We start from the raw sequence: 14,180 nt of genomic DNA, 5'->3' as shown, positions 1-14,180 counted from the left end.
CATGCCCAGGACGGGTACCGGCGACGCCGTGCGCCGGGTGAAGCACGGCCCGGTGACATTCGTTAGGGCGTCGCCCTCCGGAAAGCCAGGAACGATACTGCCGACAGCACGGCGATGACGACGAGCCCCCACAGAGAGAGTCCGACGGCTCCGAGTTCGGCGAACATCGTCCAGAACTGGATCCAGAGCTCGAGCCGCGTCACCACGAAGATCACCCCGAGCAGCGCGAGCACGAGCACGAAGCTCACGATCGTGAGCACCACCGGGCCCCAGCTCTTGTAGATCGTCGCGCCGGTGAAACCGACCACGAAGAAGAACAGTGCAAGAGTGAAGAAGGTGACGAAGGCTCCGAGCGGGCCGGCTTCCCATATCCACGGCAGGTGGAAGACATAGCCGTTGACACCGTACCCGTTCGTGAGAAGTTCGATGCCTCCGCCGATGACGAAGATGATGGCCATCAAGGCGCTGCCGAGGGCCGCCGCCAGGAGTGTACCGAGGAAGAAGTCACGCCTGGTGATGCTCAGAGCTTGCGAGAACGGGAACGTGAGGGTCATCGCGGTGAGGCCGGTCCCGAAGAAGACCCACAGCGGTGCCTGGCCGCCGCCGCCGTATTTCGGCTGGTCGATCGGGATCATCGCGTAGATGAGGATGGATACGATCACTGCGCCAGCGAGAACGATCAGCGGCACCCAGATGAAGGTCTGCTTGTTGATCAACTGCAGACGGACGACATTGAGCGTGCGGGACATCAGCGAACCTCCTGGTGGTCTGAGCGGTTTTCTGCGCCGGCCTTCTGGGTCAGGCGAACGATGAGCTGTTGCAGTGAGACGGGGGCGAGATCAAGACCGGATGCCGTGACCTCAGCACGTTCGTCGTCGGAGAGGGCGCCCAGCACGGTGACAGATGCCACTCGTCCCAACGCTTCCCGGTGCAACACTTCGCGGTCACCGACCCATGCGTCGACGTTGGCTGCATCGCCGATGACGGTCACGGCGCGGTCGCGCACAGCATCCGTGTCCTCGTTCATGAGGATCTGACCATTGTCGATGACGATGACGTGTTCGATCAGGTTGGAGACCTCGTCGATCAGGTGCGATGACAGAATGATCGTGCGCGGGAACTCGGCGTAGTCCTCGAGCAGGCGATCGTAGAAGATCTGCCGCGCGACCGCGTCGAGGCCGAGGTAGGGCTCGTCGAAGAAGGTGATCTCGGCACGCGAGGCGAGGCCGATGATGACGCCGACGGCCGAGAGCTGTCCGCGAGAGAGCTTCTTGATCGTCTGCTTCATCGGCAGCTGGAAGTCCTTGATCAGCTGATCGGCGAACTCCTGGTCCCAGTTCGTGAAGAACAGGCTCGCAGCTTTGAAAGCGTGGCGCGGGGTCGCGTCATCCGGATACTTCTGGCTTTCGCGAACGAAGCAGATCCGGCTGAGCACGTGGGAGTTCTCGTACGGGTGCTCGCCGAACACCTTCACGGTGCCGGCCGACTCGAAGTTCTGCGCAGTGAGGATCGACATGAGAGTCGTCTTGCCCGCGCCGTTGCGACCGAGCAGCCCGTAGATCGCGTTTCCCTCGATCGAGAGCGACACGTTGTCGAGGGCATGCTTGTCCTTGTAGCGCTTGGTGAGGTTCTGCACCTCGATGACGGCGGTCATGCGGGATTCCCTTCGGTGGTGGTTTCGGATGCCGCGGCGCGTTCACGCAACAGCGTTGCAAGGTCTTCGGGGCCGAGCCCGAGCGTGCGGGCCTCGGCGAGGAGAGGATCGATGTAGCGGTCGGCGAAGGCGGAGCGACGCTCGGTGAGGAGTGCGGTGCGCGCTCCAGTGGCGACGAACATGCCGATGCCTCGTTGCTTGTAGAGCACTCCCTTGTCGGTGAGCATGGCGACTCCCTTCGCTGCTGTGGCGGGGTTGATGCGATAGAAGGAGGCGAGCTCAGTGGTCGAGGGCGCCTTGGACTCCTCTTCCAGCGAGCCGTCGAGGATCTGGTCCTCGATCTGCTCCGCGATCTGGAGGAAGAGCGCCTTGCCTTCTTCGATCACAATGCCTCCGCTTGGTAGGTCGGTTAGTTACTCAACTAACTAACCACTTAACCTCGAGGGTGTCAAGAGCTTCTGTGACGGCTCGTGGCAGAGGGCCTTCGTAGGATGAGGACGTGGTCTTCTCGTACGCGGCGCTTCGCCGCTTCCCCGATGTCGAAGCGCCGAATCTGCAGGCGTGGGATGCCACGGACGAGCTCCTTGTGCAGCACGCGCTCGCCGCGGGGCTGGCAGGGGAAGAGATCGCCATCATCGGTGACGAGTACGGCGCGATCACGCTCGCGCTGGCGGATGCTGGGCTCACCGGCCTGCGCGTGCACCAGGACCTCGCCACGGGGAGACGGGCTCTGGCACGCAACGCCGTGGCGCTCGGGCTAGTGGGATTGCGCTCGCACGAACTCGACGCGCAGCTGCTCGAGGGCGCGGGGCTCGTGCTGCTGCAGCTGCCGAAGTCGCTCGCTGAGCTTGAAGAAATCGCGGATGCCGTGACCCGCTGGGCGGCGCCCGAGGTCACACTCATCGCCGGTGGTCGCGTGAAGCACATGACTCTGACGCAGAACGAGGTGCTCGCTCGGAGTTTCGGGCACGTGCAGCCGCAGCGCGCTGAGCGCAAGTCGCGGCTGATCGTGGCGTCCTCTCCCCGAGGCGTGCCCGCTGAGTCGATGTTCCCGGTCAGCGCGCGCATCGAGGTGCCGGGGCGCGACCAGCCGCTGACGGTGGTCGCCCACGGCGGCGCTTTTGCCGGCGTGAAGCTCGACATCGGCACGCGCGTGCTGCTCGAGGTGCTCGCTTCCCGCGCACAACTCCTGAGAAACTCCGCTGATCAGCCCGGCCGGAGCCGCGAAAGCAGCGATCGGCGAAAAAGTTCAGGAGTTATGCAAGGCGGCGCCGGGGCGACGGTCATCGACCTCGGTTGCGGGACCGGAGTGCTGGCCGCAACCTACGCGCTCACCCATCCTGAGGCCCGCGTCATCGCCACTGATCGCTCGGCGGCAGCCGTGGCATCCGCTCGCGCGACGATGCATGCGAACGGGGCCGATGTCGAGGTCACCCACGACGACGCCGGGTCAGAAATCCCCGATCAATCAGTAGATCTTGTGCTGCTCAATCCGCCATTCCACCTCGGCGCGAGCATCCACACCGGAGCGGCGACCAGACTGTTCGAGGCTGCCGCGCGCATCCTCAAGCCCGGCGGCGAACTGCTCACCGTCTACAACTCGCACCTCGCGTACAAGCAAGAGCTGGCGACGCGGATCGGTCCCACGGACCAGCTTCACCGCACCTCGAAATTCACCGTCACGCGAAGCATCCGTCGTTGAATTCATTCTTCGCCGCAGATTGTCGACATTCGACAGCGATCCTCATCTTTGTTACGTTGGAATGTAGGCCAATTGGTCTGAGACCAGTCCGCGAACACGTCGTGCGTTCGAATTGATTCATGCTGGGAAGCGACGTGGGCGTAAGGTCGATGCTTTTACGGGGGAGCAGGATCCCCCTCTCGTGCCGCCCGCAAGACGATGTCGAACGGCCCTGAGCATCACCCGGACGTAACCGAAGTGGCTCCCGAAACCCGAAGTATCGGTGAGTCGCCAGGGGAAACGTGACTGAAACCGCACTTGAGGCGCGCCATCTTTTCAAAGTGTTCGGACGCAATCCGAAGCAGGCAGTGCAGCGGCTGAAGGCTGGTGCATCTCGTGCCGAGGTGCAGGAGGCCGGAACCGCCGCCGTCATCGACGCCAGCTTCACCGTCAACAAGGGCGAGATCTTCGTGATCATGGGGCTGTCCGGATCGGGCAAGTCCACGATCATCCGCATGCTCAATGGGCTGCACGACATCACTGATGGCTCCGTCGTGGTGGGCGGCGACGAGATTGCCGGAGTCTCGGCGGCACGTCTGCGCGAGATCCGCCGCGACAACGTGTCGATGGTGTTCCAGCACTTCGCGCTGCTGCCGCACCGCACCGTTGCTGACAACGTCGCTTATCCGCTCGAGCTCAAGGGCGTGGCCAAGGCAGAGCGCCTGGCGAAGGCCAACGAGGTCATCGAGATGGTCGGGCTCACCGGCTGGGGCGACAAACTGCCCTCGCAGCTGTCCGGCGGAATGCAGCAGCGCGTCGGTATCGCTCGCGCACTCGCCGCGGACACCGAGATCCTGTTGATGGATGAGGCGTTCAGCGCGCTTGACCCACTGATCCGCCGCGAGATGCAGGAGCAGCTGGTCGAGCTGCAGGCCAAGCTGCAGAAGACCATCGTCTTCATCACGCACGACCTCAACGAGGCGATGTTCCTCGGTGACCGGATCGCCGTAATGCGCGATGGCCGTATCGTGCAGATCGGCACGCCGGAAGACATCCTCACGGATCCCGCCAACGACTACGTCGAGCAGTTCGTGCAGGACGTCGACCGTGCGCGCGTGCTCACCGCCGCGAACGTCATGGAGTTGCCGCGTCCTTTCGTGCCAGACACGGGCGGTCCCCGCACGGCGCTGCGCCAGATGCGCGACACCTATTCGTCGGCGGTCTACGTCACCGACCGCGACCGAAAGCTGCTGGGGATGGTCATCGACCGCGACGCCGTCAAGCTCATCCGCAAGGGCGACACGTCGCTGACGTCCATCATCAAGCCGGTGCCGCAGAGCGTCTCTGAAGACGAGATCCTCATGAACCTGTTCGTGCCCGCCGTCGAGTCGCCGCTGCCGCTCGCAGTGACGGATGCTGAGAACCGCCTGGTCGGCGTCATCCCGCGCATCACGCTTCTGGCAGCGCTGGGTCCTGGACCGAACTCCACGGAGGAGATCACTCTGCCGATGCCGCCGGTCTCGCATGCCGAGATCGCCGCAGTGCTGGGAGAGGCGGATGCTGCGGTTGCCGAGGCGGCTCACGTCGAAGGAGAGGTGCGCTGATGGACGGTTTCCGCGTTCCGATCGGTGAGTGGGCTTCGACCGCTGTCGACTGGGTCAAAGACAACCTCGAGGGACTGCTCGACTTCATCTCGTTCGTGGTGAAGTTCTTGGTCAACGGGCTGACCGACATCCTCGTCGGCACGCCCTTCCCGCTTCTCATCGCGATCTTCGCGCTGATCGCATGGTTCGTGCGATCGTGGCAGATGGCCGTGGGAACCGTGGTGGCGTTCGTGCTCATCGTGGGCATGAACCTGTGGGAGCCCGCGATGCAGACCCTGTCGCTGGTGATCGTCTCGGCGATCGTGGCAGTGCTTATCGCAATCCCACTGGGCATCTGGTCGGCGCGCAATGCGACCGTCAGAGCGATCCTCAAGCCCGTCCTCGACTTCATGCAGACGATGCCGGCGTTCGTGTATCTGATCCCGGCGATCGTGTTCTTCAGCATCGGCGTCGTCCCGGGTCTCGTTGCCACCGTGATCTTCTCGCTGCCTCCGGGCGTCCGGCTGACGGAGCTCGGCATCCGCGGAGTCGACTCGGAGACCGTCGAGGCGGGGCATGCCTTCGGTGCGACGCCCGGGCAGATCCTGCGCGGCATCCAGCTGCCTCTTGCGATGCCGACCATCATGGCCGGTATCAACCAGGTGATCATGCTCGCCTTGTCGATGGCTGTCATCGCTGGAATGGCGGGGGCCGATGGGCTCGGCAAGATGGTCGTCGAGGCCATCTCGACAGTGAACATCGCCAAGGGCGTCGAGGCCGGTCTCGGCGTCGTGCTGGTCGCCGTGTTCCTCGACCGCGTGACTGCGGCCCTGGGGACACCGAGCGAGTACCGCTCATCGCTGATCGGAGTCATCTCGCGTCGCCAGGGTGAGCGTCGCGCAACCGCGGCGGATGCTGCGGCTCAGGCCGAGCGCGAATCGGCTTCGCCGCACCGTGCCCCGATCATGTGATCGACAACAACTGACTACCCATACGAAACGCAGCAGAACATACGAAAGGAAGCACATGAAGAAGTTCCGGCACATCACAGCCATCGCAGCAATCGGTGTCACCGCATCCCTCGCACTCGGAGGATGTGCGGCAGGCAACGACACCGCTGGAGGCGACAGCGGCGAAGACAGCAAGGGCACCATCACCCTCGGATTCCTGCCCTCCTGGACCGACGGCCTGAGCATGGCCTACCTCCTGCAGGACCAGTTCGAGAAGCTCGGCTACACGGTCGAGATGGAGACGCTGACCGAGGCTGGTCCGCTCTACACCGGCCTCGCGCAGGGCGACGTCGACATGTACCCGTCGGCGTGGCCCGAGGTCACGCACGTCGAGTACATGGAGAAGTACGGCGACGATCTCGAGGACCTCGGCGCGTACTACGACAACGCCAAGCTCACGATCGCTGTGCCCAGCTACATGGACATCGACTCGCTCGAGGACCTCAAGGGCGACGCCGCTCGTTTCGACGGCAAGATCATCGGCATCGAGCCGGGGGCGGGCCTGACCCGCCAGACGCAGGAAGAGATGATTCCGGCGTACGGCCTCGAGGACGAGTACACGCTCGAGACCTCATCGACCGCCGCGATGCTCACCGTTCTCGGTGAGGCCATCGACAACGAAGAGGACGTCGTCGTCACGCTGTGGCGTCCGTTCTGGGCCAACAGCACGTACGACGTGAAGGACCTCGAAGACCCGCTGGGCGCGATGGGTGAGGCGGAGACGCTGAACTTCATGGGCCACAAGGGCTTCAGCGAGCAGTTCCCCGAGGCTGCTGCGCTCGTCGAGAAGATCAAGCTCGATGACGACCAGTACGGTTCACTCGAGGACCTCGTCGTCAACGAGTTCGGCGAGGGCCAGGAGGCCGACGCCGTCGACAAGTGGCTCGAGGAGAACGGCGACCAGTTCGACTGGGTCGTCAAGAAGTAGAGCCCGCTTCGTGCGAGGGGGCGTCGCGGCTTCGGCCGCGGCGCCCTTCTCGTCTGCACCGGCCGCGCACAACTCCTGAGGTTTTTACCGGATCCGCATGATCTCGGGCGCTGCGTGCCCGAACCAGAGAGATTCTCAGGAGTTGTGCGGTGCGCAGGCCCCTTTCACCGCACGTCGGCGCGGACGACGATACGTCGCATGGATGGATTCGCCGCGGTCGACTTCGGTTTCGCGGGCGAGATGCTCCAGCGGGGCACCGCCGCGCTGTATCTGGTCGCGTTCGTGTCGACGCTGAATCAGGTCCGACCGCTTCTCGGTGAGCGAGGGCTTCTGCCTGCACCGGAGCTGCTCGCCTGGGCCGCATCATCGACGGCGCGAAAGAGGGCGCTGCGCCCCACGCTCTTTACGCGGATCCGCTACACCGACGGCCGCTTCGCCGCGCTGTGCTGGACGGGAATCGTCATCTCGTACCGCTACCGGTTCGCGGCCAGGGCCGAGCACCGCGCGGGCGGCGCCGTGTGGGGGCGCGACCGCCAGCGCGTGATCGTGCGGCCGGTGAGCCTGCCCGCGTGACCCTGACCCTGGTGCGGAGTACGCTTCGGGGTCCGACACGCCACTTGTCGGACCAAGACGGGCATCCGGTCCGTGATCTGGCGTGTCGGCCCCCAGGACGTGACCGGGCGTCAGCCCTATAGCAGGACCGGCCGCCCGGTACGGATCGAGGTCGGATGCCGGCGGCAGGTAGCCCTCACGGGCTTCGCCTGACCCGGCCGTCCAAGGCTGGGGGATCCCGCGTCGCGGACACTTCGGCGACCGGGGCCGTGAGCCACCGGGCCTGATCGAGGTCGGGGATCATGAGGTCGGGGATCAGCCCGCCGCCGGCATCCTCTGCATAGAACCAGACCGAATCCGGCGCCGCCACGGCCCGGCGGAAGGTCAGATCGAGCAGCGTGACGATCGAGCCGACACCCTCCTTCATCCGCTGGTAGCTCTCGAAATAGCGCACCACGTGCGCCGGGAAGAGGCGCTCACCTGCATCCGATGCCTCCTGCACCAACGAGACGGCATCTGCGGTGCTGACGGCGAACGGCTTCTCGCGCACGACGTGTCGGTCGCGTGCGAACGCGCGGCGGGCGACGGCCAGCACCCCATCGGTCATCGCACGGCGGTAGTAGTAGTCGTGCGGGTTGAGGATGCCACGGGTTATGACCCCGGATGCGGCGGGCGTCGATCCGCGCGGGTCGGCGGTGCCCCAGGTCGAGCCTTGCCCGCGGGTGTCCATGAACAGGGCTCGGCGACTCGGGGCGGTACGCGCGCAGTTCTTCGGGACTCAGGTCGAAGCGAGGGATGACGGCATCCTTTCAGAGCCGCGGGGTGGTGATCGTGCGGAGGGCGTCGGGTGGGAGGTCAGATGCCATCATCTGCAGCATGGTTGCCTCGGGCGTCTGCACGGGCAGACCGGAGCCGAACACCCAGCGCGCCGGATCAAGACGATCGACGATGCCCGTGGGGCCGTTGACGTGCCAGAGGTCGAGGCGCACCGTCTCAGGCACCGCGTCGCTGAGATGGCGACTTAGTTCCGTCCAATCGGCCGCGTTCAGCCCGCTGATCACGAGCGGGTGCTCCGGACGGGAACGTACAAGATCGGCGATGTCGTGCACGTCCAGATCCCGAGCGAGGCAGGACGGATGCCGCACGCGGGCGTCGTCCATGCGAGCGATCAGCTGCACCGACATTCCGTGTGTGGCCGCTGCGTCGATCACTTCGGCGACCAGCGGCACCGGGTAGTGGTGGAAGCCGGGGGCGACGCGCACGCCGAAGGCACCGGCATCCGCCGCCCAGGCCAGCTCGCTGCGCCAGTCGGCCTCGCTCGGATCGATCACCGCGAACACCCGGAACAGCTCGTCTCCCGCGCACTCGGTCAGCGCTGCCCGGTTGCCGGTGTGCGTGTCGAAGCCGAACAGCGCCGACAGGTGCGAGACCCACAGGCTCCGCAACCCGTGGCGTCTTGCGTACGCGCGTAGTCCGTCGGCGTCCGCGCTCGCCGTGAGCCGGTACGGCCAGGTGCCCAGGTGGCACATCGTGTCGATCACCCCCAGCTGCGAGAACGCGCGCAGCAGCATCCGCCCTTCTGCCGTCATGCCACCTCCGCCAGCCAGCCGGCTATGGTGCCGCCGAAGACGCGCTGCTCGGCCTCGACCGGCAGCCCCGCGCCGAGCACTTTCCCGACATTGGCCGACAGGTCGACGTGAGGCAGGTCGGAACCGAAGACCACCCTGTCGACGCCGAGCCGATCGACTGCGAGCGCCACCTCACCGGCGCCGATGATCGTGCCCGAGGTGTCGACGGCCACATTGGTCGTCTCGCGCACGGTGTTGATCGCCGAGTCGGCCTGTCCGCCCAGGTGCGCCATGACGAAGCGGGTTTCCGGATGCCGTCGCGCAGCCGCCGCGATGTGCTCGGCCGTCGACTCGTAGGGGAATCCGCCGACCGTCTTCCGCCAGGCGTGCGCCAGCACGATGAGCCGGTGCTCGGCCGCGTACTCGAGGATCGGATCGTTCAGCGGATCGTCGGCAAGTGTGGCGATCCACAGCTTGATGCCGATCATTCCGCGATCCTCGACGTTGCGGCGCAGGTCGTCGAGGCTGTCGCGTCCGTAGCGCGGGTTGACGTAGCAGTAGCCGCGCAGGTGGTCGGGATACTGCTCGAGTTCGCCCGCCATCACGCGGTTCATCTCGCGCACCTCGTCGAGCGAGGGGTGTGCGACGAACGCGCCGATGTTGCTGCACAGGAACAGCCCGATGCCGAGCTGCTCGCCGCGGCGGATGATGTCGGGATTGAACCGGCCGTCGCCCAGGTGGGTGTGCGCGTCCACGCCCGTCACGCGGCGACCTCGGCCAGCGCCTTGCGCACCCGACGCAGCGTCTCGTCGATGTCGTCGGCGGTGTGCGCGGCGTTGACGTAGACCACGCGGTACAGCGAGACGCCATGGCGGAACGCTGCGCGCAGGAATGCCTGCAGCGTCGTTTCGTCGCCGGCGACGAGCTGCGGGCAGGTCGGGTGGCCCTCGAGCCGGATGCTGACGCCAGACGCCGCGAAGGCGGCGTTCATGCCGGCCTGCAGTGCTGTGCCCGATGCGTGCAGCTGATCGATGATCCCTTCGTCGCGCATCGCCGTCATGGTCGCGGTGGCCGCGGCCAGCGACAGGGTCTCACCGCCATAGGTTGACGAGACGACCACTTCTGTGCGGTCGAGCACCGAAAGCACATCCCGGCGCCCGCAGTACACCGACAAGGGCATGCCGTTCGCGATGCCCTTGCCAAACACCGACAGGTCAGGCAGCACGCCGGTGAACTCGGCCATGCCGCCCAGCGCCACCCGGAATCCGGTCACCATCTCGTCGTAGCCGAGCAGCGCACCGTGCTCGTCGGCCAGCGCGCGAAGGCGACGATAGAAGTCGGGGGCGTCGGCAAGGCCGGGGTAGTCAGCGGCCACGAGGATCAGCGCGATCTCTGAGCCGTGCGCCGTGAACAGCTCGTCGAGGATCGCCAGGTCGTTCCAATCGACGGCATGATGCAGCTCGGCCAGAGCGGCCGGCACGCCCGGCACCTTGGTCGTCGTCGCGCCCGGCAGAACGCGCGCCCCGGGAGCCAGCGAGTTCAGCCAGCCGTTGTAGCCGATCTGCACGATGCGGTCGCGTTCCGTGTGCGCACGAGCGATGCGGATCAGCGCCGCGAGCGCCTCTCCGCCCGTCTTCAGGAACCGTGCGGCTTCGGCCCCCGGCACGAGAGAGCAGAACAGCTCGGCGGTGGTCGTCTCGAGCGGGTGCGGATGCCCGAAGAGGATGCCGTCATGGAGCTGAGCGCGGATCGCGGCATCCACCCGAGGTTCGGCGTAGCCGAGCGTGACAGGGCCGAGAGCGTTGCGGTAGTCGATGAACTCGCGCCCCTGGTCGTCCCACACCCGGCATCCGCGGCCGCGCGCGATGACCTCGGGCTCGTCCGGCAGCAGCACCGGAGCTTTCGAATTGGTGCTGCTGCCGACGGGCATCACCGTGAGGGCGCGGTCCCGCCAGCCGGTGGTCGTTCGCGTCGCATGCGCCATGTCACTGGCTGCCTCGCCCGAGAGCGACGACGTCGCCGCCGACGGCTGCCGAGGCCTGAGCCGCCTTTACGATCTCGACTGTGCGGATGCCGGCTCTCGCGTCGGGCTGCGGCTGCCTGCCCTCGCGCACTGCCGAGATGAACTCCGCGAGCAGCAGCGCGTCGAGATCGGCGCCGATCGGATGCCACGTCTCACCCTTCGCGTCGTGGCCCGAGACGGCCTTGGCGAACGGGCTCACCGTGATCGAGCCGCGCTCGGCGATCACCTGCAGTGTCAGGCCGCCCCATGTGGGCGAGCTCATCGGCCAGCTCCATGAGCAGTCAATCGTCGCGACGACGCCGCTGGGGTATCGAATCGTGACCAGTCCGCCGGTCTCGACCTCGAGGTTGCGATCGGCGTGCAGGAAGGTGTTCGAGACGGCATGCACCGAGGCCGCGCGCTCGCCGAGCAGCTCGTCGAGCAGGTCGGCGCAGTGCACGACGTGATCCACCAGGGCGCCACCGCCCGCCAGTGCGGGGTCGGTGAACCAGGCGCGGTCCTGGGGCAGCTTGCCGTTGTTGATGCCGGTGACGCCGAGAACGCGACCCAGGCGCCCACTGCGCAGCTGTGCGATCGCGTCGCGCACGGTGGGGGAGAACCGCACCGGATAGGCGACCATCAGGGTCACGCCCGCACGCTCGCACACCTGCTGCATCGCGATCGCGTCCTCGACGGTCGTCGCGAGCGGCTTCTCGCACAGCACGTGGGCGCCTGCGGACGCCGCTCGCTCGACGAGGTCGCGGTGGCGCGAGTTCTCTGCGGCGACGACGACGGCATCCGGCTTCCAGGCGAACGCCTCGTCGTAGCTGTCGACATATTCGACGCCCAGTTCGGCGGCGAGTTCGGCGCCGCGCGGCGCGTCGTCGGGAGCCACTGCTCCTTCGGGGTCCGCGGCGATCAGCTCGACACCGGGCATCTCCTTCAGCGCGTGCACATAGCTGAGCGCGTGGGTATGGGCGAACGAGAGCACGGCGACGCGCAGCGGAGTGAGCGCGGTCATGCGGCGGCCTCCTCGGCCTCGACGTCGAGTGAGACGGGGGCGCCGGTGATGATCGAGGCGTAAGCAGCCTCGGCCACGGCGACGGCCGCGATTCCGGCGGCCGGCGTCACCAGCGCATCGCGATCCTCGGCGATCGCGGCGAGGAAGTCGGCGATCTCGGCATAGTAGGGGCTCTCTTGCGGCGACATCGGCGGCAAGTAGTCATCATGGCCAGGCGGCACGATCGAGTCCACCCGCATCGTGGTGTCCTCGGCGCTGTCATAGCGCAGCCGGCCGGCCGAGCCGGCCACCTCGACGCTGGTGCGGAACGGCATTCCCGCGGCCACCCAGCTCCCATGGACGTGGCTGATCACGCCGTTGCGATGGGTGAGCACGACGTGCGAGGTCACCGGCACGGGCACGAGGTCGTCGACGGTGGGCGGGTTCTGCACGGCGTAGACGGATGCCACCGGTCCTGCGAACCACAGCGCCTGGTCTATGTCATGGATCATCAGGTCGCGGATGATGCCGCCGCCTGTGCTCTCGGTGAAGAACCACGGCGATGCGGGAGCGGAGCCGGCACGACTGAAGCGCTGCACGGCGACCGTGCCGATGCGACCCGCGTCGATGCCGGCCTTGATGCCCGCGTACTCGCCCATGTAGCGCACCACGTGCGCAGGGAAGAGGCGCACGCCGGCGGCGACTGCGGCGTCCGCGACCTCGGCCGCGGCCTCAGCGGTGTGGGCGAGAGGCTTCTCGCAAATGACGTCTCGTCCACGGGCGATCGCGCGCAGGGCGAAATCGGCGTGGGTGCTGCTGGGGGTGACGATGTCGACGATGTCGACCAGCTCGATGAGGGAGTTCACGTCGGCGACGACCTCGAAGCCGTACTCGGCGGCGATCTCGCCGGCTCCCGCGAGCGAGGTCACGTAACCGGTGACGCCCAGGGTGCGCCAGGCATCGGCGTGCACGCGCGAGATCCCTCCGGCACCGATGAGTCCGACTTTGAGTGTGCTCACGTTCTCTCCTTGCGGGGTTCTGCGATGGCGGTGGCGTCGGCCGGCAGCGGCGTGATCGGCGGGACCGGAACGTCGTCCAGCTGGTAGATCTGCGCGGAATGGCGGTGGAAGGCGAACACGAGGGCGCCGTGTGAAGCGGCCTCGGCACCGAGCCGGGCGCCCACCAGTGGCACCGAGAATGGAAGCCCGATGTGCGTCGACAGCGCCTGCCTGAGCGGATCGAGGAACTGCTCGTGCGCGGCCGAGAGCCCACCGCCGATCACCACCATGGCGGGGTCGACGGTGAGCGCGAGGGTGGCGATGCCCCGGGCCAGCTGATCGACGAAGGCTGCGAGTTCGTCGGAGGCCGCCTCTTCGCCGTCGCGGGCGAGAGCAAAGACGTCTTCGGCTGTGCTGCCGGAGCGCCACGTGAGCTGGCCCGTCTCAGTAACCAGACCGGGGAACGCGAGACGGCCGATGTCGCCTGCGGCGTTGTGGATGCCACGGCGCGGACGACCGTCGAGGATCAGGCCCATCGAGATGCGGTTGCCGACCGAGAGGTAGAGCATGTCGTCGACGAGCTGCGCGACGCCGAGGTGATGCTCGGCCACAGCTGCGAGCCGTACGCCGTTGTCGACCGAGACCGGGAATCCGAAAGCGGACGACAGCTGCGCGCCGATGTCGACCCCCGACCACTCGGGGATGACCACCGAGGTCGTCACGCGCCCCGCGTCGTCGACGATACCCGGCAGCGACACGCCGATCGCGCGCACGCGCGAAGGCGGGATGGCCGACGCGGTCAGAGTGGAGCGGATGTCGTCAATGACGACGGCCAGCTTGTCGGCGCCGTCGCGGGAGTGGGCGACGCCGCCGAAACTCTCATGGCGGACGACGCCACCGGTCAGGTCGGCGATGACCACGCGCACGGAGGCGATGCCGATGTCGACTCCGACGACGAAGCCCGATCGACCCTCGAATGAGAACCTTCGGGCGGGGCGCCCGGCGCCGCGTCCGAAGGTGGCGGGGGCATCGGCGATCAGGCCGATCTCGCTGAGCGCGGTCATGGCGTTCTCGACCGAGGTGCGCGAGAGCTCGAGGGTGCGGGCGATCTCCGTGACCGTCGCCGAACCCCTGTCGCGCAGATGCAGTGCGACGCGGACGGCGATGGGCAGGGCGCTGGTGCGCGACATGCGGGGTCCTCTCG

The 14,180-nt window shown here is 66.8% G+C and carries 15 protein-coding genes; 5 read left to right on the top strand and 10 right to left on the bottom strand.

Going from position 1 to position 14,180, the window contains the following annotated elements; translation table 11 throughout:
* Window positions 1-62: 62 nt before the first annotated feature.
* From ACTU6U_RS13285 to ACTU6U_RS13275, 3 genes are read right to left on the bottom strand one after another with little or no spacing between them, the layout of a single operon-like run.
* Window positions 63-749 carry a hypothetical protein gene (locus tag ACTU6U_RS13285; protein WP_443469593.1) on the bottom strand — a complete coding sequence of 229 codons (687 nt, stop codon included), beginning with the start codon at window positions 747-749 and terminating at the stop codon, window positions 63-65.
* Window positions 749-1,654 (bottom strand): ABC transporter ATP-binding protein, encoded by a 906-nt coding sequence (locus tag ACTU6U_RS13280; RefSeq protein WP_443469592.1) that lies wholly within the window; start codon window positions 1,652-1,654, stop codon window positions 749-751. The genes ACTU6U_RS13285 and ACTU6U_RS13280 overlap by 1 nt, the downstream gene beginning before the upstream one ends.
* Window positions 1,651-2,040: a GntR family transcriptional regulator gene (locus ACTU6U_RS13275; RefSeq protein ID WP_443469591.1), complete on the bottom strand. Its 390-nt coding sequence runs from the start codon at window positions 2,038-2,040 to the stop codon at window positions 1,651-1,653. Before ACTU6U_RS13275 ends, ACTU6U_RS13280 begins: the two co-directional genes overlap by 4 nt.
* A 113-nt stretch (window positions 2,041-2,153) precedes the next feature.
* Between ACTU6U_RS13275 and ACTU6U_RS13270 the strand changes: the two genes are divergently transcribed.
* From ACTU6U_RS13270 to ACTU6U_RS13250, 5 genes are all read left to right on the top strand, one after another.
* On the top strand, window positions 2,154-3,356 hold the full coding sequence (locus ACTU6U_RS13270) for a class I SAM-dependent methyltransferase (RefSeq protein ID WP_443469590.1): 1,203 nt from the start codon (window positions 2,154-2,156) through the stop codon (window positions 3,354-3,356).
* A gap of 281 nt (window positions 3,357-3,637) precedes the next feature.
* Window positions 3,638-4,939 carry a quaternary amine ABC transporter ATP-binding protein gene (locus tag ACTU6U_RS13265; protein WP_443469589.1) on the top strand — a complete coding sequence of 434 codons (1,302 nt, stop codon included), beginning with the start codon at window positions 3,638-3,640 and terminating at the stop codon, window positions 4,937-4,939.
* Window positions 4,939-5,889 (top strand): ABC transporter permease, encoded by a 951-nt coding sequence (locus ACTU6U_RS13260; protein WP_443469588.1) that lies wholly within the window; start codon window positions 4,939-4,941, stop codon window positions 5,887-5,889. The genes ACTU6U_RS13265 and ACTU6U_RS13260 overlap by 1 nt, the downstream gene beginning before the upstream one ends.
* A 55-nt stretch (window positions 5,890-5,944) precedes the next feature.
* On the top strand, window positions 5,945-6,856 hold the full coding sequence (locus ACTU6U_RS13255) for a glycine betaine ABC transporter substrate-binding protein (protein WP_443469587.1): 912 nt from the start codon (window positions 5,945-5,947) through the stop codon (window positions 6,854-6,856).
* A 198-nt stretch (window positions 6,857-7,054) separates the two neighbouring features.
* Window positions 7,055-7,429, top strand: coding sequence for a lipase maturation factor family protein (locus tag ACTU6U_RS13250; protein ID WP_443469586.1), 375 nt, complete (start codon window positions 7,055-7,057; stop codon window positions 7,427-7,429).
* Between the two features lie 175 nt (window positions 7,430-7,604).
* Here ACTU6U_RS13250 and ACTU6U_RS13245 read toward each other — a convergent pair whose 3' ends face one another.
* The 7 genes from ACTU6U_RS13245 to ACTU6U_RS13215 form a co-directional block, all read right to left on the bottom strand.
* Window positions 7,605-8,138: a Gfo/Idh/MocA family protein gene (locus ACTU6U_RS13245; protein ID WP_443469585.1), complete on the bottom strand. Its 534-nt coding sequence runs from the start codon at window positions 8,136-8,138 to the stop codon at window positions 7,605-7,607.
* A gap of 79 nt (window positions 8,139-8,217) precedes the next feature.
* A complete protein-coding gene (locus tag ACTU6U_RS13240; RefSeq protein ID WP_443469584.1) occupies window positions 8,218-8,997 on the bottom strand; it encodes a hypothetical protein in 780 nt (259 codons plus the stop codon).
* Window positions 8,994-9,740 carry an amidohydrolase family protein gene (locus ACTU6U_RS13235; protein WP_443469583.1) on the bottom strand — a complete coding sequence of 249 codons (747 nt, stop codon included), beginning with the start codon at window positions 9,738-9,740 and terminating at the stop codon, window positions 8,994-8,996. Before ACTU6U_RS13235 ends, ACTU6U_RS13240 begins: the two co-directional genes overlap by 4 nt.
* Window positions 9,737-10,960 carry an aminotransferase class III-fold pyridoxal phosphate-dependent enzyme gene (locus tag ACTU6U_RS13230; protein WP_443469582.1) on the bottom strand — a complete coding sequence of 408 codons (1,224 nt, stop codon included), beginning with the start codon at window positions 10,958-10,960 and terminating at the stop codon, window positions 9,737-9,739. Before ACTU6U_RS13230 ends, ACTU6U_RS13235 begins: the two co-directional genes overlap by 4 nt.
* A 1-nt stretch (window position 10,961) precedes the next feature.
* A complete protein-coding gene (locus ACTU6U_RS13225; RefSeq protein WP_443469581.1) occupies window positions 10,962-11,999 on the bottom strand; it encodes a Gfo/Idh/MocA family protein in 1,038 nt (345 codons plus the stop codon).
* A complete protein-coding gene (locus ACTU6U_RS13220) occupies window positions 11,996-12,997 on the bottom strand; it encodes a Gfo/Idh/MocA family protein (protein WP_443469580.1) in 1,002 nt (333 codons plus the stop codon). Before ACTU6U_RS13220 ends, ACTU6U_RS13225 begins: the two co-directional genes overlap by 4 nt.
* On the bottom strand, window positions 12,994-14,166 hold the full coding sequence (locus ACTU6U_RS13215; protein WP_443469579.1) for an ROK family protein: 1,173 nt from the start codon (window positions 14,164-14,166) through the stop codon (window positions 12,994-12,996). The genes ACTU6U_RS13220 and ACTU6U_RS13215 overlap by 4 nt, the downstream gene beginning before the upstream one ends.
* Between the last annotated feature and the right edge of the window lie 14 nt (window positions 14,167-14,180).

Source organism: Microbacterium zouquanmingi (genome assembly GCF_052266695.1).
Classification (GTDB): Bacteria; Actinomycetota; Actinomycetes; order Actinomycetales; family Microbacteriaceae; genus Microbacterium.
The sequence above is the reverse complement of the archived record's forward strand: the minus strand, read 5'-3'. Positions and strand labels throughout refer to the sequence as shown.